This window comes from Flammeovirga sp. SJP92, assembly GCF_001583495.1.
Classification (GTDB): Bacteria; Bacteroidota; Bacteroidia; order Cytophagales; family Flammeovirgaceae; genus Flammeovirga.
Genome location: NZ_LQAQ01000015.1, coordinates 16,439 through 43,229 on the forward strand (window position 1 = coordinate 16,439; position 26,791 = coordinate 43,229).

The following is a 26,791-nucleotide window of genomic DNA, read 5'->3' on the forward strand; positions in this document are numbered from 1 at the left end:
TATCATAGGCATTTTCTAAAGTTTAGTGTCAAGAATTTCCTTTAAGTGATTATACATTGCCAATTCCGCCTTTTCAGGTTCTCGGTTAGAAATATGTTCTAGGATTTCATAATGTTCTTCCAAAGCTTTTGAAGGTTTAGTACCAGTACAGATGTCATTTTCTTTAAAGAAAGTGATGATATCTGGAGCTACAATCAACATCAAAGATTTCAATACGTTGTTTTTACTCGCTTCAGCAATTTTTAAATGAAACATTAAATCATGTTCCACTGTATCTTTACCTTCTTTTACGGCCGTCTCATAAGCCGCTAATGCACTTGAAATAGAAACGATATCTTTTTCATCTCGTCGCATTGCTGCAAAACGAGCTGTATTTTGCTCCAAAATAACCCTTGTCTCTACCAATGAATTAAAATCATTGCCTTCAAGATCAAGAACATCTGTGATTAATCCTTCTAAAGCAGTAATTCCAAATCCCGCCACCACAGTTCCACTCTGTGGCAACGTTTTTAGAATACCATAAAATTCTAACTTTCTAATGGCATCACGAACATGTGTACGCCCAATTCCAAAATGCTCGCTCAATTTTCTTTCAGATGGCAATTTGTCACCTGGCTTCAATTGACCTGAAGAAATTAATGTCTTTATCTGCTTGATGATTTTATCAACAGGCTTTTCAATTTGAATTTTCTTGAATGTGTTAAATACTGTCTGCTCCATTTTTTATTTCCTTATAAACTGGTAGACCAATTTACAAACATTTAATTTTCACTTCCAAATCAAAAGACAATTTTATGTCAAAAATCATCAAAATCAGCCTTAAAACACTTATTCCTTATATTTTAGCGGGCTTTTATAGACAATGATCAAAGAGTGCTATAATAGTTCGTTTTTCTACCTAAATTAATTTTTTTTAATAATTCATTTCTTTTTATGCCTTGTTTTGGTAGTACTTCAACTGCTCTACCATAAACTGGTTGACCAATTTTACGGCGATTAATTTATAAAACCAAATATTTATTAAAAAAATGTCCAAAACACACTTATTTTTTAACAAAAAAGTGTTTTGATGATGAAAAACATTCCAAAATTGGCTCACATGAGGTAGTTTTAAACCATGAAAAAAATCACACTACTTATACCCTTTTTTATACTTTGTTATACGAGTTTTGCTCAATACAAATTTGCTCCAAAAGATTATACCTCTAAAAACTTTCATCAAAGTAGAAGAGATGGTCTTAGAGCAAAAATGCCGGATAAGAGTGTGGCTGTGTTTTTTGCTAACCCCATCCGCAACAGAGCCAATGATGTAAATTATATCTATCATCAAGATCCTGATTTTTTTTACCTCACAGGTTACAGAGAACCAAACGCTGTTTTATTTCTATTTAAAGAACCTTACACACTGGAAGATGGTAGTGTCTGTAACGAACTCATTTATGTTCAGCCCAAAGATGATTATGAAGAACTATGGAATGGTGCCCGTTTGGGTGTAGAAGGTGTAAGTGAGCAATTGGGGCTTCAGAAAGTAAGATCCGTTGAAGATTTCAGAAAAATTGAAATTGATTTCATGGGTTTTGAGCATGTACTTACTTTTGACCCTCCTAGAGATCTCCGAGACAATATCTATGATCCGTATGAATTGAGTGATCTCATCAAAATTTTTAAAAGAAAAGCCCAATATCCTTCCTATTTAAATCCGGCTACTGAACACCTTTATAATTTGATGAGAGGAACAACACTTCAGAATCAATCCAATGTCGCTCAAATCATCGGGAGTGAACTGGTAGACGCGGCAGTATTAAGGTTAGATCAAAATATTATTTCCTACTTGACTGCTTCAACTCCTGAACAAAGAGTGGCCGTCGGTCAAAACCTTGCAACCACCAATATTGAAATAATGGTATTGGATAGTTTGATGAAAGACTTAAGGCAAATCAAGCAAGAAGAAGAAATCAAATTATTACAAAAAGCTGTCTTTATTTCTTGCGTAGGACAAAAAGAAGTCATGAAAGCCATCAAACCTGGAATGTCTGAAACGGAGATTCAAGGAATTCATGAATTTGTATATAAAAAATATGGTGCTGAGTATGAAGGCTATCCCAGTATAGTGGGTGCTGGAGAAAATGCTTGCATGTTACATTATATTTCCAATAACAAACCTAAAACAGTAGCAGGTGAATTGATATTGATGGATTGCGGTGCCGAATATAGAGGTTATACTGCTGATGTCACGAGAACTATTCCTGTAAATGGTACTTTCTCTAAAGAACAAAAGATACTATATAATTTAGTTCTTGAAGCTCAAACCAAAGCTATTGAGGCCTGTAAAGCTGGAAGCACTTTTGAGGAAGTTTATGAAGTGGCTACCAATACTATTGGAAAAGGTTTAACGAAATTGAAAATTATTGAATTCCCTGAAGATTATGCACGGTATTTCCCACATGGTTTAATGCATCATATTGGATTGGATGTTCATGATAAAGGGCATTACACTACCTTATTACCAAACATGGTGGTCACAGTGGAACCGGGAATTTATATTCCAGAAAATAGTGAATGTGACAAAAAATGGTGGGGAATTGGTATTAGAATTGAAGATGATATATTAATTACAGATGGAGAACCCGTTAATTTATCGGCCTCTGCACCTAAAACTATTTCAGAAATTGAAACGTTAATGAAGCAGGAAAGTGCCTTTGATAAAATAATTCTCCCTAACTTTGAATAATTCTTCATTTCCCATACAATAATCTTATTGTTTACTAGGTTTAGAAAGTAGATAATAAAGTATATGAGGCTTATTTCTATTTTTTTGATTTTTCTAATCAGTACATCCTTTCAAATTCCGTCCAATGTACTGAACACAACCCTTCCTCTCAGTGCACTTGAAATTGAGAAGCAAGGGTTTAATAAATTGAACGCTTCTCTACACTATGAACTCAATATAAGCTACCCTTTCGTACATTATAAAGATAAGTTTGATATAGAACATAAAATCAACATTGATATACAAAGTATCATGGCGTTTGCTATTTCTGATTTTATGAAGAAGATGTATCATATAAAAAATGAAAAAGGTGCTATTGGTTTAAGTTTTCTAAACCTTGATTACAAAGTTCATTACCAAGAGTTCGGTGTGTTGAGTATTGCCTTCGCAAAGGAAACCTACTATAATGGACTGGAAGATGTCAGAAATATCAAACTGACTTATAATTACGATTACATCAATAAAAGAAACATACAGTTGAATGACCTGTTTTTACCAGAATCTGATTATAAAACACGTCTTCATCAATTGATCAAAGATAAAGTTGGCAACACCGGAAAAGTGAAAAAGGAAAGTTATACCATCTTCTGTATCAATAAAGAGGGGTTATTATTTCCGTTAGACTACAATCGTTGTAAAGGTAAAAACTGTCCGCATGAAGTCTTGATTAAATGGTCTGAAATTGAAGACATTACTTCTAAATTTGTAAGATCTATTGATTTGCTTTAGTCTAAAAACCACCTTATAATTCAACATAAAAAAGGCTTAGAGTTTTAATAAATGCTCTAAGCCTTTTGTATTTTATCAGAAAATAGATCTAATAACCGTCATTCTGTTTTAAATCAGGATGAACATCCAATTCAACAATTGGAATTGGAAGAAAACCTCTTTGTTCTATTTTGAAATCGATTTCATAGTCTTCACTTTTTCCAGCTTCACCGTAACGATCAATTTCATCAGTTTCTGGCGTATAGTTTTGTACATCTAAAATTGATTTGACAGTATTCAAATTTCCTTGTCCATACCTTCTGAGTAAATCATGGTACCTTACACCTTCCAAAGCCAATTCTCTATTTCTTTCTGCAAATAATAGATCTTCATTGAGAGTGGTCAAAGGTGATGCCTTTGCTCTTACACGTACTTCATTAACGTATTCTAATGCTTTGCCTGTGTTTCCTTTTTTGAGATATAATTCCCCTGCCATTAATATCACATCTGCAAAGCGAAGGGCATGATAGTTCATGCCGTAATTTAAATTGACAGCTATGGATGGCTGAATAGACGCAAATGTACTGTATTTCTTATTGTAAAGTCCAGTGTGTTGCCAACCTATCTTAATAGGGTAAGTGGTATTTTCTGGATCAAAACCTTCCTCATTTTGTCCTTCTTCCACTTCTTGGGCAGTAAGAATTGTTGCGTTTTTACGTTCGTCATTGGGATCATCCCAAAGCGACAATAACTTTCTTCTTGGTACTCCATTTGCCCAACCGTCTGCATAAGTGGCATCAAATGCTTTTCCTTTTCCACCCCATGGGCCTGAGGCTCTGCACATGATATTGCCTGACTTAATTCCAGTCCAACCCGGCAAACCAGAGTCTACGTGTGGAATTTCTAAAAGTACTTCATCATTCCAATTACTTGTCAATGGATCAAAATTATCTGCATAATTAGGAAGTAATTTTTTACCACTATTCAGGTAAATATCATCTGCTAGGGCAATGGCATTGTCAAGTGTGAATTCACTACCATCTGTTCTTGGAAGAGCATCTTTTCCATAATATCCAGTGTAAAAAAGAAACATTTTCAACAACTCTGCCTTGGAAGCAAATACAGACATTCTTCCCCTTTCAGGTTCTTGATCTGCCATCAATTCAAAACTTTTCAAATAATCATCTGTGGCTTGTGCATAAACTACATGAGGATCTTCTTGCTTGTAGTTTCTCCAACTTGTTCCATCAATTGGTGTAGTTGTTAGCACTACATTTTCATACATTCTCAACAATTCATAGTAATAATGTGCTCTAAGAAAATATGCTTCGCCTAAAATGTTATCTGCTTTAGCTTCTTCTCCCTGTTTCACAATGATATTGTTCCAATTGTGTAAAAGTGAATTCACTCTTGAAATACCATTATAAGACCTTCTCCAAAAAGCTTCTGAACGGATCGGGCTCATTTCAAATTGATTGGCTTCCTGATAAGGATTATTAGTTTGTTTTTTATTGGCACCCCCATTTACATTATCCGACATGCATTCACTGAATAAAGCGATAGAAAATAAAGGAAAGGCATCTACGTAATTCATTTTCATGGTACGTATTGGCTCATAAGCACCTAATAATGCTTGGTAAGCTTCATCAACTGAATTATAATATTGTGAAGATGGAATTCTATCATTGGGTTGTATATCCAAGTAATCACAACTCATAAACAGCACTAGAAGGATTAAATATATTTTTTTCATCTGATAATAACTCTTTTAGAATGATACATTAAGGCCCATAAGGTATGTTCTTGACTGAGGATAAGAACCATTGTCAAGGCCATAGCGAAGAAGGTCGCTGTCACTAAACTCCGGGTCTGCTCCAGAATAATTGGTGATGGTAAAGAGGTTTTGAACTGAACCATAAATTCTAAATCGATCCATACCTGCCTTTTGAGAGATTCTTGTTGGGAATGTGTAACCTAATTGAAGATTTCTGAGCCTTAAGTAGCTTGCATCTTCAATGTGAATCATATCATTGATTTTAGTGAAGTTGCCATTAGCATCTTCATGTGTCATCGCTGGCCACTCGTTCGTTGAGCCCTCCCCTTTCCAGTAGCCTAAATGTCTCGCATTCAAATTTTGATACGTTTCATTCGGGCCGTAAGCAACATTGGCAATATCATAGTGAGTTTGTGCTTGCAAGAACATACTCATATCCCAATTTTTATAACCGAGATTTAAGGTCAAACCATAATTGAACTTCGGTATAGCATTACCTATATTTGTTCTGTCTTCATCAGAAATTTTACCATCGGCATTGATATCCACAAAACGGATATCGCCAGGCTTTGCATTAGGCTGTATCAACTCTCCCTCTGCACTTGTGTGATTGTTCACTTCATCTTGGTTTTGGAATATTCCATCCGTTTTATAGGCAAAGAAAAATGGCATTGGGTAACCTTCCTGTACTCTCATATTTCCATCCAGAGTACCCAGATTTCTACCGTTAAAATAACCCTCTGCGTTTTCCAGTTTCGTCATATTGTTATGATTGTAAGACATATTGCCTAGGATATCAATCTTCAACTTTCTGATTTCTCCAGTAAATCGAATATCAAACTCTACCCCTTTATTTGAGACCGTACCAATATTGGCGAGTGGTCCCATTCTTCCTGTAAAGGCCGGAATTGGAAGTTCATACAATAAATCTTTTGTCAATTTATCGTAGTATTCTACTGTAAAAGTCAATTTATTGTTCAAGAAGCCAAGGTCTAGACCCAGGTTCAATGTCTCTGAAGTTTCCCATTTCAAATCTGGATTTGCTGCTCTCAAAGGAGCAAAACCTTGTACAAGACTTCCATTAATGATATAATGATCACTACGTTCCATGATCGACATATGCCCCCAATTACCTATCCTGTCATTTCCCACTTGTCCCCACGATCCTCTTAGTTTGATTAAACTGATTTTGTTGTGGTCCACTTGGAAAAAATCTTCATTAGATATTGTCCATCCGGCCGACAATGATGGGAAAATTCCATACTTATTGTTCTCTCCAAAACGGGTTGATCCATCTCTTCTGATGGTGGCATTCAGCATGTATTTCTCATCATAATTGTAGCTCACCCTGCCAAAAAATGATACTAGTCTTGATTCATTCAGCATCGCTTCTGCCAGCATGTTTTCCTGACCGCCATTAGAAGGCCATCCATAATGCCAAGTGCTTGGATAGATATCTGAATTTGTACTGTTCGTATTACGGTATTGATCACTGATCAAAGAATGCCCAAGAATTGCCGAAATATTCTGTTTTCCAAAAGATCTTGAATAGCTCAATACATTTTCAAATTGAATAGATGTATTGCTATTTGTAGTCACCTGTGCTGTACTTGTGCCGTTTTGAAAAGGGCCTTGTGCAGAAATATAGAATGCAGGGGTGAATACTCTATTGTGACTGTTGTAGTTGTTGAGACCAAAACTTGTTTTAAATTTTAGTCCTTCCACCAATGTTCCCAAATTAAAATCCAAATAAACATTACCTCTCAACGTTCCAGTCAGTTGTTCTCTATTTTGAGTTTCAAGAATCGCCATTGGGTTTCCTGCATAACCATCCAATTCTTCACTGATTGCATAATATTGGCCTGCACTATTTGTCACCGCATCTTTATGATATCCTGTGGGATCATCTGTAAATACAGGCGTCAATGGGTCGTGTAAATACATGCTCGATAAGGTGGAAACTTGCTGTTTTTCATTAAAACCCCTTGCCTTGGAATACGAATAGGATAAATTCTGACCAAAAGTGATCACTTCATTGATTTCATGTGTTGAATTAATTCTGAAAGTATAACGATCAAAATTGGATTTATCGCTCCCTCCAACAATACCATCTTGAGAGAAATAAGACAATGAACTACTGAAGCTGGACTTCTTTCCTCCACCAGAAAAACTTAATGCATGATTGGTAATCGGTGCAGGCTGATACATTTCATCCTGCCAATCCGTATCTATTGTATTTTGTTGAATTCTGTCTTCTGAATAGCGAGGCACTGTATTATCCCATTCACTTGCTGCATTATGAATACGCATGTACTCCGTTGCATTCAACATTTTCACTTTGTTAGATGCTTCTTGGATACCATAGTACCCATCATAAGTAATTTTATATTTCCCCTTTTCACCTTGTTTGGTGGTCACAAGTACCACACCATTGGCGCCCCTTGCTCCAAATATTGCGGCTGAAGCGGCATCTTTAAGCACTTCAATTGACTCTATATCATTAGGAGAAATATTATTGATGTTGCCCACTTGTAATCCATCCACAATGTATAACGGTGAAGAGTTTCCATTACTGCTCACCCCTCTAATTTTGATGCTTACCTCTCCTCCTGGAGCACCTGAGTTGCTTTGGACAATCACACCCGATGTCCTCCCTTGCAGAGCTTGAGAGGCATTGGCAATTGGAGTAGATTCTACTTCTTCAGATTTAATTGAGGAAATGGCTCCTGTCACAATGCTTTTCTTCTGAACGCCATACCCAACTACCACAATTTCATCCAACTGTTTTGCATCCAGCTCTAATTGTACTTTTAAAGTACTCAGCCCTTTCACAGGCATTTCTTTCTTTTGATAACCAATATATGAAAAGACCAATACGTCAGTTGTGTTGACGGACAAAGAAAATTCCCCATCCATATTCGTCACTGTACCTTTTAATGTCCCTTTAATAAGGATGTTAGCTCCGGGTATTGGAGCATTTTTCTCATCAAGTACCACCCCTTTAATGATATCTTGAGCCAATACATTGAAGGATAGAAGAGATAATAGACACACTGTCAATATCTCTGAAAATGTAATTTTAATCATACTTTTTAATTCATATTCATTTCATAAGAGAGCATAACCTTTTGGTATTGAGAACACTTTCCATTTTTATAAAAAATAAGTATTGCATAATAATTAGTGCATCAATAGTTAGACTGAGCACACTGAAAGTATAAGTGCGATGTGCTGCACTCGCTACCTAATTGTTTAGTTTCAAGATTTGAGTATTTTTCTCTATACCATTATCAATGAGGAATTTTAATAACCTACCACCTCATTCATAAAAAGGTTGTTGTTTACTGCTTAATCACAACCTGATAAGGAAGTTACCTTTATCAAGTACCTTCTTCCGTTAGTGTTTTGGAAAGAGCATTTCATTTTTTGTGATGTACCTATTTCATTTCATGTTTTAGTTGTTTTTAGAGCATGTTTGAAAAATAATTATACATCAAAAGTAGGTGTTTAAGGTGTTACTGAGGGGTAGTATTAGTAAATAACAAGTTGCTTTAAGTTTGAAAAAATGTTGCTGAGCGTGTAGGCAATGTTGTTTTAAAATGGCTTTTTTAATTTTTTTTCTATAAAAAACGGCCTGTAAGAACTATTGATCTTACAGGCCGTTTTCAAAAATTATCATTTGGTAAATAATTTATTTCTCCTCCTTTGCTTCTTCTTTTTTACTGAAAATCAATTCATTTAACCCCTCTACCTCACTTCTATCAAAATCTTCAAACCATTTTTCCATTTTTTCCAAAGCGAGTTCTTTGTGTTCTTGCTTCAAACACACAGACACGTAACCGATAGCGGCAAAAACAACAGAGAAATCATCTGCAAAACCCACTACTGGAATAAAATCAGGAATAAGATCCATAGGGACCAATAAATAACCCAACGCTCCTGCAATAGCAACTTTGGCTTTACTTGGTGTCTCTTCATCTATGTACATGAAGAAAAGTAGAAGAGCAACATAAACCACTTTCTCCCCTGCTTTTTTTGCCATTTTAAAAAGAGCATTCATAAACTTACTCTCCTTGAAAGCCTTGACGTATTTTTCTGTTTCTATATTTTTCAACTCCATATTTTTAGGTTTTTATTGATTGTATTTATAAATGGGATACCTTAGGTAAGACCTCTCTTTATGGTCAGAGTGATCGTATATAAACTCCAATTGCTGATAAGCAGAATTTCTAAACCCTTCATCCTCTTTTTTCTTTTGCTCTAATGCTTTTTTAAGTTCGGGATTTTTCTTGAGAATTGTGACTGCTTTGTCTTCAAATACATAGGAAGAAAAATGCTCTTTTTGCTGTAAAATAGGGTCAAAGTAATTCCAAGCAAAATAACTGTCTTTTCCTTCAGGAGTAAGTGTCTCCATCAAGAAACGAACTCTCCTTTGATCTGTTGGTACCATGTAATCACCTTTTCTGAAGAGAACCTCCTCTACTTTTGCTGTGGTACTTATATCATAATGTAAATAATGACCTTCGTAAGGATGCTGTACTGTTTTATAATTCTCAATGTATTTGACATCTACTGTCAACGTTTGATCTTCTTCCAGTTTCGTCATTTTTATATGATTATATTCTAAAGCGGCAATCACATTACCCCATGCTTTTGGAATAATAAAAAAGTCCGGTTTTGTTTCTCTTTTCGTCACTTTCAACCCAGAATAAAAAGGTATTTCCTTCTCATAAGGTTTAGAACGATCATAATACAAACGTGATAAACCACTCACTTCACTTGGTTTATAACTACCTTCATAGCCTTTAAAACGAATTTGATCTACCTTAGAAGAATCAATACTCCAATTAATGGCTATTGCATTGGCTTTCTGATCTGCTTCAAATTTAGCTTCCTTTGCCTTCGATAGTTCATCACCGTGCTTTTCTAAAAATACAATGGCTTTTTTCAAGAAATCATAAGTGGCTTGAGTCCTTTGCTGATAGGGTTTCAGCATATGCGTTTCAATCACATAACTTGGGGTATTGAACAATGCCGTATACCCTGAAGAGTAACGAGGAGAATCAAAAAACTGTACATATCCCTTATCTGGCGTTGTTCCCCAAACATTCACATAGGGTACAATATCCCATCCTTCTTTTTTCATTTCATTTTCTAAAAAAGGATTCATCTTGTCCTTCATAAAAGTACCGATCTCTCCTCCCAATTTTTCCTCATGTGTAGCCAAGTAAGTCAATACATGTTGATAGTCAGCACCATTGCTCACATGTGTATCAATAAATAATTCAGGTTCATAGAGATGAAAAATCTCAGCAAATGACCTCATATTTTCAGAGTCCATTTTGATAAAATCCCTATTCAAATCCAGATTTTTTGCATTTCCTCTAAAACCATATTCATTGGGACCTTCTTGATTGGCTCTTGTTGAAGAATTTCGATTTAAGGCTCCACCAATATTATAAAAGGGAATCACTGCAACAATCGTATTTTCATTCTCAACATTAACTTTCCCCTGCAACATATCACGCAACAACATCATGGATGCATCTACACCATCCGGTTCTCCTGGGTGGATTGCATTGTTGATCAGTAATACATTTTTCTTTTTAATATCAGAAGGAATAAAACTGCTTTCTTTGGAATAAATACCTACATGTAATGGATAACCACTGTCTGTTTTCCCATACTCTACTACTCGAAATGACTCATATGCCTCACCCAACTTCATAAAATAGGCAATTCCTTCCTCATAAGTGAAAGTCTCAGTTCCTTTTGACTTTTCAAATGGTGTCAACCAATCTGACTCTTCTACTGCCGGCTTCTCTGTACATGAAAAAATAAAAGCCAATAAACTTGAAATTAAAAAAGTATTGCGTAATTTTATCACTATCTTGATATGTTTATGGTCAATATGAAGTGCTTTGTTCATTCAATATTTAGCAATGTCTGCACTAGCACATGAATATCTACAAATAAATTGATTCAACAAAGATTATTTATATTGTTCAAATAGTTTTAAATAAATTCTTATAGTAAACCATTAACAATGAAACCTTCCTTCAAAAAAATAAATCTTACAATAATAGTTTTCGTCGTAGCTCTATATACCATTGTTTCTTTTTTCACTTATACTCAAACGTGTTTGATTTCAACACATCAAGGAGAAAGTATGTTGCAGAGCGAAAAGGAAAATGGTTCTTTTGATACTTTATGGCTTGATAAAGTAAGTCGTGAAGATTTTGAAGTAACTTCTGAGCAAGGGTATACTTTGAGCGGCACTTACCTTGAAGCACCTGAAGACTCTGTAAAGCTCACAGCCGTAATGGTGCATGGTGTGACCCATGATAGATGGAGAATGATGCGTTATGCACAGATTTATTTAAAACATGGAATTGATGTTGTACTTTACGATCATAGAAAACATGGTTTAAGCGGCGGAGAACAGGTGAGCTTCAGTTATTTTGAAAGCCAAGATCTGGAAAAAATTGTGCAATGGACAAAAAAGAGAAAACCTGAAGACTTTATTCTTGCACACGGTGAATCTTTAGGAGGAGCAACAGTCACCTCTCACTCAGGAATTAATGAATCGACACACTCAGTAGACTTTTATATTGCAGATTGTCCTTTCTCTGATACAAAGGAATTGCTTGCTTTCAGAGCTTATGAAGACTTTAACGTGCCGGATTTGGGCTTTATGAATACCTCTAGTGTAGTGACAAAAATGCTGGCGGATTTTTACCTAGGAGATGCTTCTCCAATTCAGAGTGTCAAAAACTCCAAAGTTCCTTTCTTGTTTATTCATGGCAAAGCCGATAAGTATATCCCAATGCAAATGACAAAAGACTTATTTGAAGCGAAGAAGTTTGGTGAGAAATACATTTGGTTGGTTCCAGAGGCAACTCACGCCAAATCTATCACTAAGGCACCTGTAATGTACGAAATTACAGTTATGAATTATGTCAACACTATTCTTTCGCAATTAGCGAAGTAAAAATTATAAAGAAGACTTTTTGAGAAGCCCATGATTTGAAATCATGGGCTTTTTTATATACTAAGTATTCGAGAATTCTAACCAAATTCATTGGCGGTTTTACTAACTTTCTATATTCTAGGTTTAAGCTTTAGAGCATGTTTGAAATATATATTTTAGAAGTAAAAATTCTCCATTTTAGTTTTGAGGCAATTAATTTCAGAGAAAATAGTAGCTCTATAGTTGATGAAATTAATAAACTCACGTTCTAAAAGGGTGGATTTTTATTAAAAAAGATGATTCAAACATACTCTTATTTCTCTTGAGTTTTTTAAGAAGGTTGAAATTAGTTTTATAAACGCCACTCCCATCTGATTCTTTAATAATTTGCGAATTACCCCATGATGTATGTATATTCACTCATTCATCACCAATACACCTTAACTCATGACAGAACAAACAGATACAACAACAGGCAGAGTAAGCAAGACAACGATAAAAGTCAGAAATTATCACATTGATAGTTTCCAGCATGTAAACAATATGAGGTACATGGAGTTTCTAGAAGAAGCAAGGTGGTGTCACTTTGAAAACAACGAGACCTTATTATTGGCAAGCAAAGAAGATACAACCTTTGTCATTGCGAATTACAATATCAACTTCAAGTATCCTGCTTCCATGCATCAAGAGTTGGAATTACACTCTCAAGTCGTTAAAGTGGGAAGTTCAAGTGTTACTTTCCATCAAATTATTTATATTAAAGGAACAGACCTTGTGGCATTAGAAGCTGATGTAGTATTAGTTGCTTTTGATATCAAGACACAAAAACCTAAGAAAATTTCAACCATCATAAAAGATGAGTTATTCAAATAATTAACCTAGTCGTCAATGTCATCATTTCAGCATAGGATTTTGAAAATGGGGTTGAATCTATCCTCTACTCTTTTTCCTACAAAAGATATTAACCTTACCCTATTAAGAGAAACTACTGAATTTATATCTCTAGTGGCACTTTTACCATGGGGTGTAAAATCCAATAAGTTCAAGATTGGAACAATGGAGGCCGAAATCATCAAGCCTGTATATGCTTCAGAAAAGAAAAAGGCATTGCTTTATCTTCATGGAGGCGGATTTGCGATTGGCTCCAATCAAACACACCGTCATATGGTGGGGAAAATTGTAAAAGACACTTCTACAGAAGCATTGTTGATCAATTACAGGAAGATTCCTAATCATGCTTGCCCTGCCCCCATTGAAGATGCTTATGCAGGTTATCAGTTTCTTTTGAAAGAAGGTTATCAAGCAAATCAAATTGTTGTGGCAGGAGATTCTGCCGGCGGCGGTTTAGTTTGTACTTTATTTTTTATGCTGAAAGATAAAGGTGAAAAATTACCTAAAGCAGGAATTTGTCTTTCACCTTGGCTTGACTTAATGCACACCGGAGAGACTGTGGAAGACAATAAATACACGGACCCTTTTGTCAAAATTGATGAAATGAAAAGATGGGCGGAGGTATATGCAGGGTCTAAACCACTGGATGACCCGTATGTATCTCCACTTTATGGCGATTTTTCAGATTTCCCCCCTATGCTGATACAAACCTCTAAGAATGAGGTGTTACATGATGACAGCGTCAGACTGAAAAAGGCTTTAGAAGACCAAAAAATCGATGTAACTTATCAAGAATGGGAGGACCTGATCCATTGGTGGCAACTGTTCTGGCGTTTTATCCCAGAATCCGATGAAGCATTGACAAAAGTTTCGGTTTATATTAATCAACAATTCAAGTAATCGTAATAGTTATTTCCATCACTTATCTCTATCTTTATCAAGAGATTATAAATAAACTTAAATATTTCATAATTTATAGATAAGTCTCAATAATGATTGTTCATTCATTTATTTTTACTACCTTTGTAAAAACAATAACTCAAGGTGATTGAACAACCAAGTTTAACCACAAAATAAAAAATAAGCACCATGGAAGAACTATTAAAAAAGCTTGTTTATACCGGAGTAGGTATCACAGCATTTACTATCGAGAAAATACAAGAAGTAGTTGACAAATTAGTAGCAGAAGAGAAATTGACTGTAGAAGAAGGGAAGAAAATTGTTGACGAATTTGTAGATAGCACAGAAGCTAAGAAAAACGAATTTGAAGACCAACTCAAAACATTAGCTGAAAAATTTACATCGTCCTTAAACTTTGATTTCGACAAGATCACTTCAATGTTTAAAGGAGGAGATTCTGAAGAGGTAGAGATCTTAAAGGCTCGTATTGAAGCTTTAGAAGCCGCACAAGCAAAGGCTTCTACACCAAGAAAAGCTCCTGCTAAGAAAACTACTACGTCTTCAGAAGCGTCAGAAGCGTAAGCCTTTTGGTACTTTTGTGATGTGTGTGGGCCGACAGTACTGTATGATGTACAGAATTGTCGGTCTTTTTTTTACACAAAATGCAACCGATTGCAACAATTCTAAAATAATTACCTAATTTTACCCAACCAATAAGAGACAACGAAAAACACACTAAATTATTCACCAAAAATTATGATGGATAAACTTACCGCATCTGTAGGTACTGCTCTTGATCGCTTTATTGCTCAAAAGCAGGAACAATTTCCATATGCTACTGGAGAGCTTTCTCAACTTCTCCGTGATATTGCCCTGGCCTCTAAAATTATAAATAGAGAAATCAATAGAGCCGGCTTGGCAGGAATTGAAGGTGGTGCAGGCGCAGAAAATGTACAGGGAGAAGCACAGCAAAAACTTGATATGATTGCTGATATTCGTTTTACAAGAGCTCTTTCTAAAGGTGGAGAAACTTGTGGAATCATTTCTGAGGAGGTTGATGGAATCATTGACACAGGAAATCACCATGCTAAATACATCGTGACTATAGATCCGCTGGACGGTTCTTCAAACATTGATGTAAATGTACTTGTAGGTACAATATTCTCAATTTACCGTAGACGTTCACCTATTGGAAGACCGCCTACCAAGGAAGATATGCTGCAACAAGGCACTGAACAAGTGGCGGCAGGATATGTACTTTATGGTTCTTCAACTATGCTTGTGTACAGTACAGGCTATGGTGTCAACGGCTTTACTTACGAACCTTCATTGGGTGAGTATTTCCTTTCGCATCCTAACATGCAATGCAAGGAAGATGGCTCGATCTACTCTATCAACGAGGGTGGATACAACACTTTTGCTGATGGTTTGAAAGAGTATATTGCTCAATGCAAAGACAGAGAGTATTCTAGCCGATACATCGGTTCTTTAGTTGGAGATTTCCATAGAAACTTGCTGAAAGGCGGGATTTACATCTACCCTTCTACATCAAAGTATAAACACGGAAAACTGCGTTTGTTGTACGAATGCAACGCACTTGCCTTCTTGGCGGAACAATCTGGCGCTATGGCCACTGATGGTTATCAGCGCATCTTGGACATTAAACCAACAGAGTTCCATCAAAGAACTCCGTTTTATGTTGGCTCTCCAAAGATGGTTGAGGAAGCAATGGCTTACTTACAGGGAAAGAAACATGAACCAATTACAGCTCCACCCGTCAACGGTGTTGAAGTAAAATAAAAAGTCTTACTTACTAGGACAGAATAATTCGGAAGTTTTTAGGTTATTATTTTTCACCTTTACCTAGGAAGATTTAAAAAATGAAGTACAACTTTATTTTAAGATCAAACAAAGAATAAAACCAAACAGATACAAAAACCCCAATAACTTTTATTCTAGTACTTTTAATGGTCAGCTAATCACTAATTTAGCTGGCCATTTTTTATTTATAAGCCCTTGATAAACAAGAAAATCAGCATTAACAGAGATTTATCATAATAAAAGTTTAGTGATGCTACTTTTCATTGTTTTAACTCTAACTTTACAAATGTGTGTGTACTCATCTTTGAACTGACAATAATAGAAGGCGAACTTCTACCTAACATTTTACAGTATGATTTCATTAAATAAAAAAGAGAAAGTAACGTTATACATCCTTGCGGCAGTTAGCTTTACGAATATCTTAGATTTCGTTGTATTGATGCCTTTAGGACATACTTTACAGGAAACATTCAGCATGACTCCCATTCAGTGGAGTGCAGTGGTATCATCATACACATTGGCGGCATCAGTATCAGGCTTACTGTCCATTTTCTTTATCGATAAATTCGAAAGAAAGAAAATGTTTTTATTCATATATGCATTTTTCACTTTTGGAACTGTACTTTGCGGAATTGCTGATTCCTACAATTTTCTGCTTTTCGCAAGGCTGTTCACCGGTATTTTTGGAGGATTGATTAATGCCACCTTATTTACAATTGTAGGTGATATGCTTCCAGAAGAGAAAAGAGGAACGGGTATTGGAATTCTTATGACTGGCTTTGCAGTTTCTTCTGCAGTAGGAGTACCTATCGGCCTATATCTTGGAGTGACCATTCATTGGCATGCACCTTTTATCATCATTGCAATTTTATCCAGTATACTTTGGTTTGTCTGCTATTACAGACTAGAAGAAATGAAAAGCCACTTGGAGCATAAGCCAACTAATGGGTCTTTCTTTTCTCCTTTGTTGAATGTATTGAAAAACGGCAAACAATTAAAAGGCTTGTTTGCTCTGTTTTTGGTTTTCTTTGGCCATTTCCTTTTGATTCCTTTCTTTTCACCATATATGGTCAAAAACATAGGTTTCTTGGATCAGCAATTGACTTGGATTTACTTATGTGGAGGACTTGCGACTTTGTATTTCTCTCCAAAAATAGGGAAATGGTCAGATCACTATGGTAAATATTATGTTTTTGTAATTATATCATTTATCACCATCATCCCAGCATTGGTTTTGACAAATGTTCCATCCATGAGTATTCCAGTGGTACTTGTATTTTCTTCTCTCTTCTTTATTTGCGGTGCCAGGTCAATCCCTGCAAACGCCTTGATCCTTGGAACAGCAGACCCTAAACAGAGAGGAAGTTTTATGAGTATTCGTTCCGCTGTCCAAAATTTATCTCAAGGATTGGCTTCCTTTACCGCTGGTCTGATAATAATTGATAATCCAGCAACACATCAACTGGAAAATTATAACATAGTGGGTATTTGTAGCGTAATTGCAACCATGCTAGGTGTCTTTATGTTCAAGCAGATCAGTGATACAAAAGCACATAAAGAACGAATGAAAAATTTAGTCTCAAAATAAAGTTTTAACCGTACATAAATCATGAACTTTCAATCTAGAAGGTATTTCCCTTACTCTCAGCAGTTAAAAAGTAAATATGGAGGACGAATTCAAAAAGTCTCTATTCATGCTGAATTTACATGTCCCAACAGAGATGGTTCTCTTGGGTACGGCGGGTGTACTTTTTGTAATAACGACAGCTTTGTTCCTAATTATCTTCACGATGGAATGATGAGCATTACAAAGCAGATTGATCATGGAATGGAGTTTTTGCCTGGCAGATATCATAGTGCAAAAGCTTTTGTAGGTTATTTCCAAGCGTATTCCAATACTTATGGTACTTTGGAATATTTGAAAGAGATTTATTCTGAAGCATTAAATCATCCCAAAATTGACGGGTTGGTGATTGGCACAAGACCGGACTGCTTATCTGATGAGCAATTAGATTATCTGGAAGAACTTTCAAAAGAACATTTGATTTTTATTGAATTCGGTATAGAATCGTGTTATAATAAAACACTGGATAGGGTCAACAGAGGCCACTCTTTTGAAGATTCTGTAGAAGCCATTCAAAAAGTAGTAGATAGAGGTATTTCAGTGGCAGGACATATGTTATTTGGGTTGCCGGGTGAAACAAGAGAGGAGACCTTAGCTCAAGCTGAGATCTTGAATAAATTACCTTTAGAATCTCTAAAATTCCATCAGCTTCAGATTGTAAAAGGAACCATCATGGCCAAGCAATTCAAAGAAGATCCTTCTCAATTCCCTCTTTTCCAGCCTGACGAATATGTAGATTTTATGGTGGATTTCTTAGAAAGACTTCGTCCAGATATCGCTATTCAACGTTTCAGCAGTGACACTCCTATCAATCTAAGAATCGCTCCTAACTGGGGGATCAGACCCAATCAAATTCAATTGATGATTGAGAAGAGATTGAAAGAAAGGGATACTTATCAAGGGGCTTTATACCAAGAAGTATAAATAACTCAAGATTCACTGAAGCCTTCTCTTTCAAAGAAGAATAGTATCTTTAAGGAAGGAAGAAGCGTTTCTAATCTTTAGAATACACTTGAAAAGGGTTAAGTACAAATTCAAAATTATCTAATACTAATTCTATTTATTGTTTTGCGATTACTGCCTTCAAAAAACTTTCAACACATTGTAAACTATGTTTTCGTTATTGATAGTGTTAAGAAATCAGGAGATTTCTGATGATCTGAAGGACACGAATGACACTAACGCTTAACATTCGCGCCATTGAGCTTTCTACCATTATAGTTTGATAGTACTCCCCCTGGCATTGAAGGGAAAAGCGTTAAGAATTTCATGAATTGAGCCGTTAAAAATGATTTTCTTGTTTGAGCAAAGCGAGTTTAAAATCATTTAGGCTAGTGGAATGAAATTTAGCTTTTGACTTCGAAGCCTAGATTTTTTACTTCGTTTTTCATCCATGGAAAAATGAAGAAGAAGGAAGCTTGAAAGTAGAACCTTCAAAGCTTGTAGAAATGTTGAGCGAAAGTTGACGATAATTTAGTTTACAGATTACTTATTTTGTAAATATTTCACAACTTCTATTAAACATAATATCATTCTTACGTATTATATTAAGTAGGATAAATTGTACCTTAGTTATTGGTGCGTTTAGAGTTACAGTTAAAAGCTATATGAATTAAAACTTTCTCCATAAATTTTTAGTAAAAATGCTCACTATAACTTTATATTCGTGGTCCAATAAAGGGTCAATAAGGTAATATTACATTCTATAGTTACAAACACCCTTTATATAAATGTCAAATTAGAAACGATCAGAAAGAATTAACAATGGAATATATAGATTATTATAAAGTACTTGGGGTAGATAAAAATGCCTCTCAAAGCGAAATTAAAAAAGCATATAGAAAATTAGCTCGTCAATATCATCCAGATAAAAATCCTGATGATGAAGTGGCCAAAAAGAAGTTTCAGGAAATCAATGAAGCAAATGAGGTTTTAGGTGACGAGGAGAATAGAAAGAAATACGATAAGTACGGAAAAGACTGGGAACACGCAGATCAGTTTGAATCACAAGGCTTCGGAGGCGGAGGATTCGGTGGTTTTGGCGGTGGCGGATTTGGCGGCTTCGGTGGAGGTGGCCAAGGAGGCGGCGACTTCTCGGATTTCTTCAACTCTATGTTTGGTGGTGGAGGTTTCTCTCAAAGACCTAAAAAAGGAGGAGACTACAAGGTCAATGTCACTTTGGATATCCGTGATATTTACAAGACTGAAAAGCGTACTTACAAGATCAATAATAAAAATATCAGAGTTACAGTGCCTGCAGGTATAGCAGATGGTCAGGTAATTAAGATTCCGGGCCATGGTAAAGCAGGTATCAATGGTGGTCAGAACGGCGATTTATTGATTGCTTTTAAAATCACGAACAGCACTGATTTTGACCGTAAACTAAATGATCTTTTCAAAACAGTGGATATCGATTTATATACTGCGTTGTTGGGAGGTGACATTACAATAGACACCTTTGACAGTAAAGTGAAATTGAAAGTCAAAGAGGGAACACAAAACGGTACAACGGTAAAACTGAGAGGTAAAGGTTTCCCTAAATACAAGCAGGATGAAGTCTTTGGTGATTTGTATATCACTTATAATGTGAAAGTTCCAACTTCACTTTCGGATGAACAAAAAGAACTGATCGAAAAAGTGAGAGAATTATCAGAATAAAAGAATGACTAAAATCAGTTCTTTTGTTGGATTAAGACGTACAATTGTTTATAATTGTGGCGTTAAAAACCGAATTACATTCTCTTAACTCCAACGACAATGATAGCAACAGCGTATTTGGAATATGCAGCAATGGGCTTCATGGTACCTCCATTAGTAGGTGCAATTGCTTATGCTCTTATCACGTTAAAGAAAGACAAAGTTTAGTCTTTTGCGTTAAAGAAATAAAGGCGTTTGAACTTCATGTTTCAAACGCCTTTATTATTATATTTTACATTAAAACATGCCCGTGAGGCTTCACTTTCTCTGGCAATTCTTCTTGCCCAAGCATCTCTTTTAAATCAATCTCAATAGTATTACAAAGGCTTGTCATCGGTGTATCAAATGCTAGCCCTTCAAAAGGATTTTCTGCAAAATCACCCACAAATTCCATAATAAAATAAATTCCACCAACGATTGTAGTAAACGGAATAGTCAACCAGACTAAGCCCTCTCCCATGGCATTGAACTGAGAAACCATACCAAAAGGTAATAAAATAACAATTAGAATTGTCAACACAAATGATGTGTTAGCATATTGACGTGGCAAGGGGAAGTTTTTGATACGCTCACATTTGCCTTGCTGTGTATAAAAATCCTTCAGCAACTTTTCTAGTTCAACATGTCTGAAATCATCAATTAAGCCTTTCTCTCTTAGTTCTAATAATTTTTGGGATTGATTACTGATGATCTGCGTACAGATATTTTTCTTTTCAAGCAACTCTTCCACCTCTTGATCCTTGATGAATAGTTTTAGCTCATCTTCCTCTGATAAAGATGCAAAAGTATCTCCCAATTCTTTTCTCATTTCATTAGAAAGTTTGTGAGAATGTTCCCAAGGCTGAGGTTTCCATAATTGTCTACGCAATCTATACGTCCAGCCAATATGCCTTAAGATTAAATCCTTATGGATTTCATATAATTCCTGCTCGCTTAACTTTTCTCCATTTATAAAAAGATTGGAGGTATAATCTCTTGCTAAAATTCCCCAACTTCTACTGCTATTGATAATGGCACCCCATATTTTACGGGCTTCCCAAGTTCGTGCATAAGCTGAGTTGTTTTTAAAACCTACATAAAAAGCGACTGCAGTACCCACAATAGATAGAATAGACCATGGCAATTTGATCCAGGTCATATTAAAGTACTCATAAAGGACAACGATAAAAGCCGCGTATGACGCTAGAAAGAAAATTGGTTTGAATGCTTTGTGAAGAAAGACTTTGAAGTTTATGTTTCTGTTAATGTACATTTGTTTTGTAGCGTTTGGTTACTGTTTTCAGGAAGTTAAATTAAGGAAAACCTGTTGTTAGGCAAAATGTACTTCGAATATTTCATAGCTTTCAAAAAAAATGAGGCAAATTCAAAATACATTGTAAACTAAATTATAATCCATTTTCAATTGACTTATTTATATAGAAAGTACAAGTTGTCTATGTTCTACCTTTCAAGCATCCATCATTAATAATGAGATTCTTAACTTTCTTATGACTGCATCAGAATAAAAGTAGTAACTTATATAATAAACACCATCAACCTAAAAACCTATGGAATATCAGCTGATTAATAATGAAGAGAAGAAACGATATGAATTTAATATCAATGGAGAAATTGCCCATGTCGATTATATGCTGGCGAGGGGTAATATTTATTTGACACATACTGAAGTCCCCTCTTCATTAGGCGGGCAAGGTATTGGCTCAAAACTAATAAAGAGTGTTTTGACAGATATAAAGGAAAATACAGAGTACAAACTTTTTCCACTTTGCCCTTTTGTGGCCGCCTACATAAAAAAGCATACTGAATGGAAATCCATTTTATCTGACCTTGTAAATATTGAATAAGACATATCATTTATCATAAGCTTCAACAATTGGAGCAGAGGAAGAGAGTAAGTTCTCTTCTTTTTTTTGACTGATTTTATAAAAAAGTCAATTTATCCAGCAAACAATACATTTCCACTCCAAAACTAAAAGTTCACATTTCTGAACAAGACTACATTTGCGACAAACTCTTAAAATTTCACCCCTCCAAAAGAAAGTACAATAATAAGATTTCGATTATTTAAGTCATTTTGCATCAATTAGTTGCAATAAAATGCAAATTCATTACATCTAAAATAAATTTATATAAAACTGAAATTATTAGATAGGTACAATATTTAAATACAAATACATCAATTTACATTCAAATAATGCAATCAAACTTCATTTCAACTATCTGAAAATAATCACATTACCTATAAAATCTAACGCACCTGCTTTAACTAAAATATATCCTAAATAAAAGTTAAACCGTTAGAGAGACCAAACCTAATTTACACCATTACTCACTGAAAAAATGAAAAAGATATTATTCTTGTTACTCCTAATTTTAATTGTAAAAATCAATATTAACGCCACAACTTACTCGATCTCAGATGACGTATCTGGTTACGTTTATATAGGAACTAGAGGAGATTTATCAGACTTTGTTGATGAAGATGGAAATTCTCTACCGTCATGGAATGGAAATTATAACATTAGAATACAATCAGGAAAAAGTGTTTACCTTGGCAATAACCTTTTTGATCCTGATGTAGTGATTGATACTTTATTTTTAGATGGCACGCTTAATAATACTGCTTATAGAACCACTACTCATTTTGGTACTGTAATTGTCTCAGGAACCGGAAATTTTAATGCTGATAATCACTCAGGAGGTCGTTTATATGTTAATGTTCAAGATATTGTTCTTGAAGAAGGGGCAGAATTTTCAGTACCATCTACAGGTACAGGGAATTACAGTGGATTGAATTGGACAGGAAGTATTACAGTAGAAGACAACGTTACTTTAAATACAAGTGGCGCATCTAATAACCTTATTACATTATCTCAAATCAATAGTTTACCAGGGAACAACCCTAAAATTGTTGCACAAGGCACTTTAGAAGGAGTAGGAACCAATATTAATTCGGTTATCCTTAATGGAAATACGGCTATTACAGCTGACCTTTCTTCTTCTGACGTTAATATATATACTGAAGGGAACGACTTAGTTATAGCTAATACCATCAATGAAAATGTGACTATTTTTGCCGATTTGACTTCAAATGGCAATCCAACGGTAGACCTTTCGTTTGCAGGATCATCATCTGGTACTGTGACGTTAGCGCCTACCAACAACAGAGTAAGATCTGTCACCATGAATACTTCATCAACTGTAGGGGTTACGCTGGGATACAAAGTTGACGTTGTGAACTCATCTTATAACTTAGCTGCTTTAACACTTACAAATGGGAAATTAATTACCTCTGAAACCAATATTCTAACCCTTGATGAGTTTTCGTTTGTAACCAATGCAGTGTATTCATGGTCAGGTCATGCTTCTGGTGGCTTAAGTAATTCGTATATCGAAGGTCCTTTAGCAAAAGAAATCGACTTTAATACTGCTACTAAAACAGCATTAGGAATTTCTGGAAATGACTTTTTCTTGATGTTCCCTGTTGGAAAAAATGGCACGTTGAGAGAAGCTGGAATCGCTATTCCAACAGCAAATACAAAAACAACATTCAGAGTAGAGTATATCAATACAAAACACCCTAGTTTTAGAAATATTGATGCTTCATCTACGGTTGATTTAGTAAGTGAATTTGAGTACTGGAATGTAGACAGAATTTCTGGATCTGCCGGCGCAGCGGTTGTCCTTACTTACAACACAAATAGCGGTTTGCAGAATGCTCATATTTTAGATGCACAAGTAATGCACTTTAATGGGTCAGTTTGGGAAGATCAAGGAAACCAATCGCAACATACTGTCGGTGATGACGAAGGCACTTTGATGTCAGGTTTAGCAACAAGTTTCTCTCCATTTACATTGGGAGGTTCAAACAACCATGACTTGCCTGTAGAATTGACTTACTTTGAAGGAGAAAAAAATACAGACGGAACTGTTTCACTGTACTGGGAAACGGCTTCAGAAATCAACAATAGTCACTTTGAAGTACAAGGTTCTAGAGATGGACGTACTTTTGATATCTTAGGACAAGTTGATGGAAATGGAAATTCAAATGTTTCAATTGAGTACGTATTTGATGTATCAATACAAGAAGCTCCAAATTATAAGTGGTACAGATTGAGACAAGTAGATTTTGATGGTGCTTATGAGTACTCTGAAATCATCCAAATGCAAACCAATGAAATTACTATTCAAGATTTAAACATATACCCTATTCCAGCGCAAGGAATGATTCACACAAAGATCGTTTCAAGCACAGAAGTAGAAATTACATCAGCATTTATCTACAACGCTTATGGAATGATGGTAAAAGAAATTGATACACACCATTTAGAAGATATTAATATTGCCAATTTATTGGATGGCGTTTACTTCTTAAGCATTACAACTGCCAAAGGAAGTAAAGATGTGAAGAGATTTATTGTTAGAAATTAATCGCAAGATCATTAAAAGTTAGTTTTTCAGTTGAGTGTAAAAAGACTACTATTTTAGTAGTCTTTTTTATTTTTTGTTTCAACACAAACTTAATTGGTTCTCTTAAAATGTTCTATTACATAGGAAAAAAGTCATATCAACACTCTAAAAAATATCTTTAATCTAAATTTAAGTTAAATAAAACAATGTTTTACTTTCGTTATCTTACCATTTCCTAAAACACTAAACTTGTTCAATATCCAACAACGTATATTTGGAATGTAATAACAAAGTACTCAACTCTATTGACATTTAAGAGTGTTATTACAGTAACAACTATAAATTGATATGAAACATATATTACTAACAACGTTAGCCGTTTTATTCGGCTTAACAGGATCGAATGCTTTTGCCAAAAAAGCACTAGAAAAGCCAAACTTCTTAATCCTTTGGGGTGATGATATCGGGATGTACAACCTTTCGTACTGGAACAGAGGTATGATGGGTTACAAGACACCAAACATCGACAGAATCGGTGAAGAAGGTATCGCGTTCACGGATTATATGGCAGAACAATCATGTACAGCAGGACGTTCATCATTTATCACAGGACAATCAGGAATTCGTACAGGTATGACTAAAGTAGGTCTGCCGGGTGCGGAAAAAGGGCTTACAGATGATACTCCTACCCTTGCGGAGTTGATGAAAGCACAAGGTTATGCAACAGGTCAATTTGGTAAAAACCACTTTGGCGATAGAGATGTTGACCTTCCAACAAATCACGGTTTTGATGAGTTTTTTGGTAACTTATACCACTTAAATGCAGAAGAAGAACCAGAATTACCTGACTATCCTAAAGATCCAGCCTTCAAGAAAAAATTTGGACCAAGAGGTGTCATTCACTCTTATGCCGATGGCCGTGTTTCTGATACAGGTCCATTGACCAAGAAAAGAATGGAAACAATTGACAACGAAGTAATGGGCGTTGCTCAAACGTTTATCAAATCTCAAGTAGAAGCTGAGAAGCCTTTCTTTGTATGGTTCAACACTACACGTATGCACTTCAGAACGCATATTAATGAAGACGAAAAAGGTTTATCCAACGGTCAAGGTATTTATGCTGACGCAATGGTTTCTCATGATCAGGTAATTGGTCAAATGCTGGATTTCATTGAGGAGTTAGGTATAGAGGAAAATACTTTCGTAATGTACTCAACGGACAACGGTCCTCACTATAATTCATGGCCTGATGCTGCGGTGACTCCTTTCCGTGGTGAGAAAAACACAAACTGGGAAGGTGCTTACCGTGTACCATGTTTCGTGAAATATCCAGGTCATATTCCTGCAGGTCAAGTTTCAAACGGTATGGTTTCTCACTTAGACTGGGTGCCTACAATTTTACACTATGCAGGTAATGAAACAATCAAAGAAGATTTATTAAAAGGTGGCGTAAAAGCCAATGGTAAAGAGTTCAAAGCTCACTTAGACGGTTACGATTTAGTAGACCACTTAGCGGGTAAAGAAGAATCACCTCGTCATGAATTCTTGTACTTCAATGATGACGCACAATTGACAGCCATCCGTATGGACGATTGGAAAGTAGTATTTATGGAGCAAAGAGCACATCAAATGGCCGTTTGGTCAGAACCTTTCGTTCCACTAAGATTACCAAAAATCTTCAACTTACGTCGTGATCCATATGAAAGAGCAGATATTGATTCAAATGCGTATTGGGATTGGTATTTTGATCACGTACCGTACTTATACATGGCACAAGATAAAGTGGGAGCTTTCATGAATACATTAGTGAAATACCCTCCAAAACAAAAAGCAGCGTCATTCTCTGTGGATCAAATCATTGAGATGATCATGCAACAAACTGAAGCGACAAAGGCGGCACACAACTAGCGCTATTCTGAATTAGCCTATATACCTTACCCTCTTACAATTGATTTTGTGAGAGGGTTTTTATATTGAAGAAAACGCATTAAGTACTAAGTCAAAAATAAATCATAGTTAATTCTAATTTATTTTTTGTGAGTATAACGCTAAAAAACGTATTAATATTGGTTCTATTGAATACGCTGTAAACTAAATTATCGTCAACTTTCACTCAACATTTCTACAAGCTTTGAAGGTTCTACTTTCAAGACCAAAGGGAGTACTGCCAAACTATAATGGTAGAAAGCTCAATGGCGCGAATGTTAAGCGTTAGCATCATTCGTG

The 26,791-nt window shown here is 35.5% G+C and carries 19 protein-coding genes; 13 read left to right on the forward strand and 6 right to left on the reverse strand.

Annotated elements, in window-relative coordinates; all coding sequences use genetic code 11:
- Positions 1-15 precede the first annotated feature (15 nt).
- Positions 16-720, reverse strand: a complete 705-nt coding sequence (locus tag AVL50_RS01550; protein WP_062614717.1) for a FadR/GntR family transcriptional regulator — start codon at positions 718-720, stop codon at positions 16-18.
- Between the two features lie 397 nt (positions 721-1,117).
- Between AVL50_RS01550 and AVL50_RS01555 the strand changes: the two genes are divergently transcribed.
- The gene (locus AVL50_RS01555; protein ID WP_062614718.1) at positions 1,118-2,731 is read left to right on the forward strand and encodes an aminopeptidase P family protein; all 1,614 of its coding nucleotides are present in this window, start codon (positions 1,118-1,120) and stop codon (positions 2,729-2,731) included.
- A gap of 63 nt (positions 2,732-2,794) precedes the next feature.
- Positions 2,795-3,499, forward strand: coding sequence for a hypothetical protein (locus AVL50_RS01560; protein ID WP_062614719.1), 705 nt, complete (start codon positions 2,795-2,797; stop codon positions 3,497-3,499).
- Positions 3,500-3,587: 88 nt separating this feature from the next.
- Here the strand turns inward: AVL50_RS01560 and AVL50_RS01565 are convergent, their stop codons facing one another.
- From AVL50_RS01565 to AVL50_RS01580, 4 genes are all read right to left on the reverse strand, one after another.
- Entirely contained in the window at positions 3,588-5,231 is a 1,644-nt protein-coding gene (locus AVL50_RS01565; RefSeq protein WP_082795616.1) for a RagB/SusD family nutrient uptake outer membrane protein, read from the reverse strand.
- 15 nt (positions 5,232-5,246) lie between these two features.
- Entirely contained in the window at positions 5,247-8,339 is a 3,093-nt protein-coding gene (locus tag AVL50_RS01570; RefSeq protein ID WP_082795617.1) for a TonB-dependent receptor, read from the reverse strand.
- Positions 8,340-8,943: 604 nt separating this feature from the next.
- Positions 8,944-9,372, reverse strand: a complete 429-nt coding sequence (locus AVL50_RS01575; protein WP_062614722.1) for a YkvA family protein — start codon at positions 9,370-9,372, stop codon at positions 8,944-8,946.
- A 12-nt stretch (positions 9,373-9,384) separates the two neighbouring features.
- Complete coding sequence (locus AVL50_RS01580) at positions 9,385-11,139, reverse strand: M14 family metallopeptidase (protein ID WP_253764242.1); 1,755 nt, start codon at positions 11,137-11,139, stop codon at positions 9,385-9,387.
- Positions 11,140-11,298: 159 nt separating this feature from the next.
- On the opposite strand from AVL50_RS01580, the gene AVL50_RS01585 reads away from it, so the two are divergent.
- The 8 genes from AVL50_RS01585 (at position 11,299) to AVL50_RS01620 (ending at position 20,116) form a co-directional block, all read left to right on the forward strand.
- A complete protein-coding gene (locus AVL50_RS01585) occupies positions 11,299-12,243 on the forward strand; it encodes an alpha/beta hydrolase (RefSeq protein ID WP_082795618.1) in 945 nt (314 codons plus the stop codon).
- Between the two features lie 426 nt (positions 12,244-12,669).
- Positions 12,670-13,095 carry a thioesterase family protein gene (locus tag AVL50_RS01590; RefSeq protein WP_062614724.1) on the forward strand — a complete coding sequence of 142 codons (426 nt, stop codon included), beginning with the start codon at positions 12,670-12,672 and terminating at the stop codon, positions 13,093-13,095.
- A 15-nt stretch (positions 13,096-13,110) separates the two neighbouring features.
- Positions 13,111-14,013 (forward strand): alpha/beta hydrolase, encoded by a 903-nt coding sequence (locus AVL50_RS01595; RefSeq protein WP_082795619.1) that lies wholly within the window; start codon positions 13,111-13,113, stop codon positions 14,011-14,013.
- Positions 14,014-14,202: 189 nt separating this feature from the next.
- Positions 14,203-14,595: a phasin family protein gene (locus AVL50_RS01600; protein ID WP_063850506.1), complete on the forward strand. Its 393-nt coding sequence runs from the start codon at positions 14,203-14,205 to the stop codon at positions 14,593-14,595.
- Between the two features lie 174 nt (positions 14,596-14,769).
- The gene (fbp, locus tag AVL50_RS01605; protein ID WP_062614726.1) at positions 14,770-15,813 is read left to right on the forward strand and encodes a class 1 fructose-bisphosphatase; all 1,044 of its coding nucleotides are present in this window, start codon (positions 14,770-14,772) and stop codon (positions 15,811-15,813) included.
- Between the two features lie 373 nt (positions 15,814-16,186).
- Entirely contained in the window at positions 16,187-17,422 is a 1,236-nt protein-coding gene (locus tag AVL50_RS01610; RefSeq protein WP_062614727.1) for an MFS transporter, read from the forward strand.
- A 21-nt stretch (positions 17,423-17,443) separates the two neighbouring features.
- Complete coding sequence (locus AVL50_RS01615; RefSeq protein WP_062614728.1) at positions 17,444-18,382, forward strand: TIGR01212 family radical SAM protein; 939 nt, start codon at positions 17,444-17,446, stop codon at positions 18,380-18,382.
- A gap of 840 nt (positions 18,383-19,222) precedes the next feature.
- A complete protein-coding gene (locus tag AVL50_RS01620; protein ID WP_062614729.1) occupies positions 19,223-20,116 on the forward strand; it encodes a DnaJ C-terminal domain-containing protein in 894 nt (297 codons plus the stop codon).
- A gap of 271 nt (positions 20,117-20,387) precedes the next feature.
- On the opposite strand, the gene AVL50_RS01625 is transcribed toward AVL50_RS01620, so the two are convergent.
- Complete coding sequence (locus AVL50_RS01625) at positions 20,388-21,407, reverse strand: bestrophin family protein (RefSeq protein WP_062614730.1); 1,020 nt, start codon at positions 21,405-21,407, stop codon at positions 20,388-20,390.
- A 295-nt stretch (positions 21,408-21,702) separates the two neighbouring features.
- Here AVL50_RS01625 and AVL50_RS01630 point away from each other — a divergent pair, with 295 nt between their 5' ends.
- The 3 genes from AVL50_RS01630 (at position 21,703) to AVL50_RS01640 (ending at position 26,473) form a co-directional block, all read left to right on the forward strand.
- On the forward strand, positions 21,703-21,999 hold the full coding sequence (locus AVL50_RS01630) for a GNAT family N-acetyltransferase (protein WP_062614731.1): 297 nt from the start codon (positions 21,703-21,705) through the stop codon (positions 21,997-21,999).
- A 496-nt stretch (positions 22,000-22,495) separates the two neighbouring features.
- Positions 22,496-24,586: a T9SS type A sorting domain-containing protein gene (locus AVL50_RS01635; protein WP_062614732.1), complete on the forward strand. Its 2,091-nt coding sequence runs from the start codon at positions 22,496-22,498 to the stop codon at positions 24,584-24,586.
- A gap of 327 nt (positions 24,587-24,913) precedes the next feature.
- On the forward strand, positions 24,914-26,473 hold the full coding sequence (locus AVL50_RS01640) for an arylsulfatase (RefSeq protein WP_062614733.1): 1,560 nt from the start codon (positions 24,914-24,916) through the stop codon (positions 26,471-26,473).
- Positions 26,474-26,791: the final 318 nt, after the last annotated feature.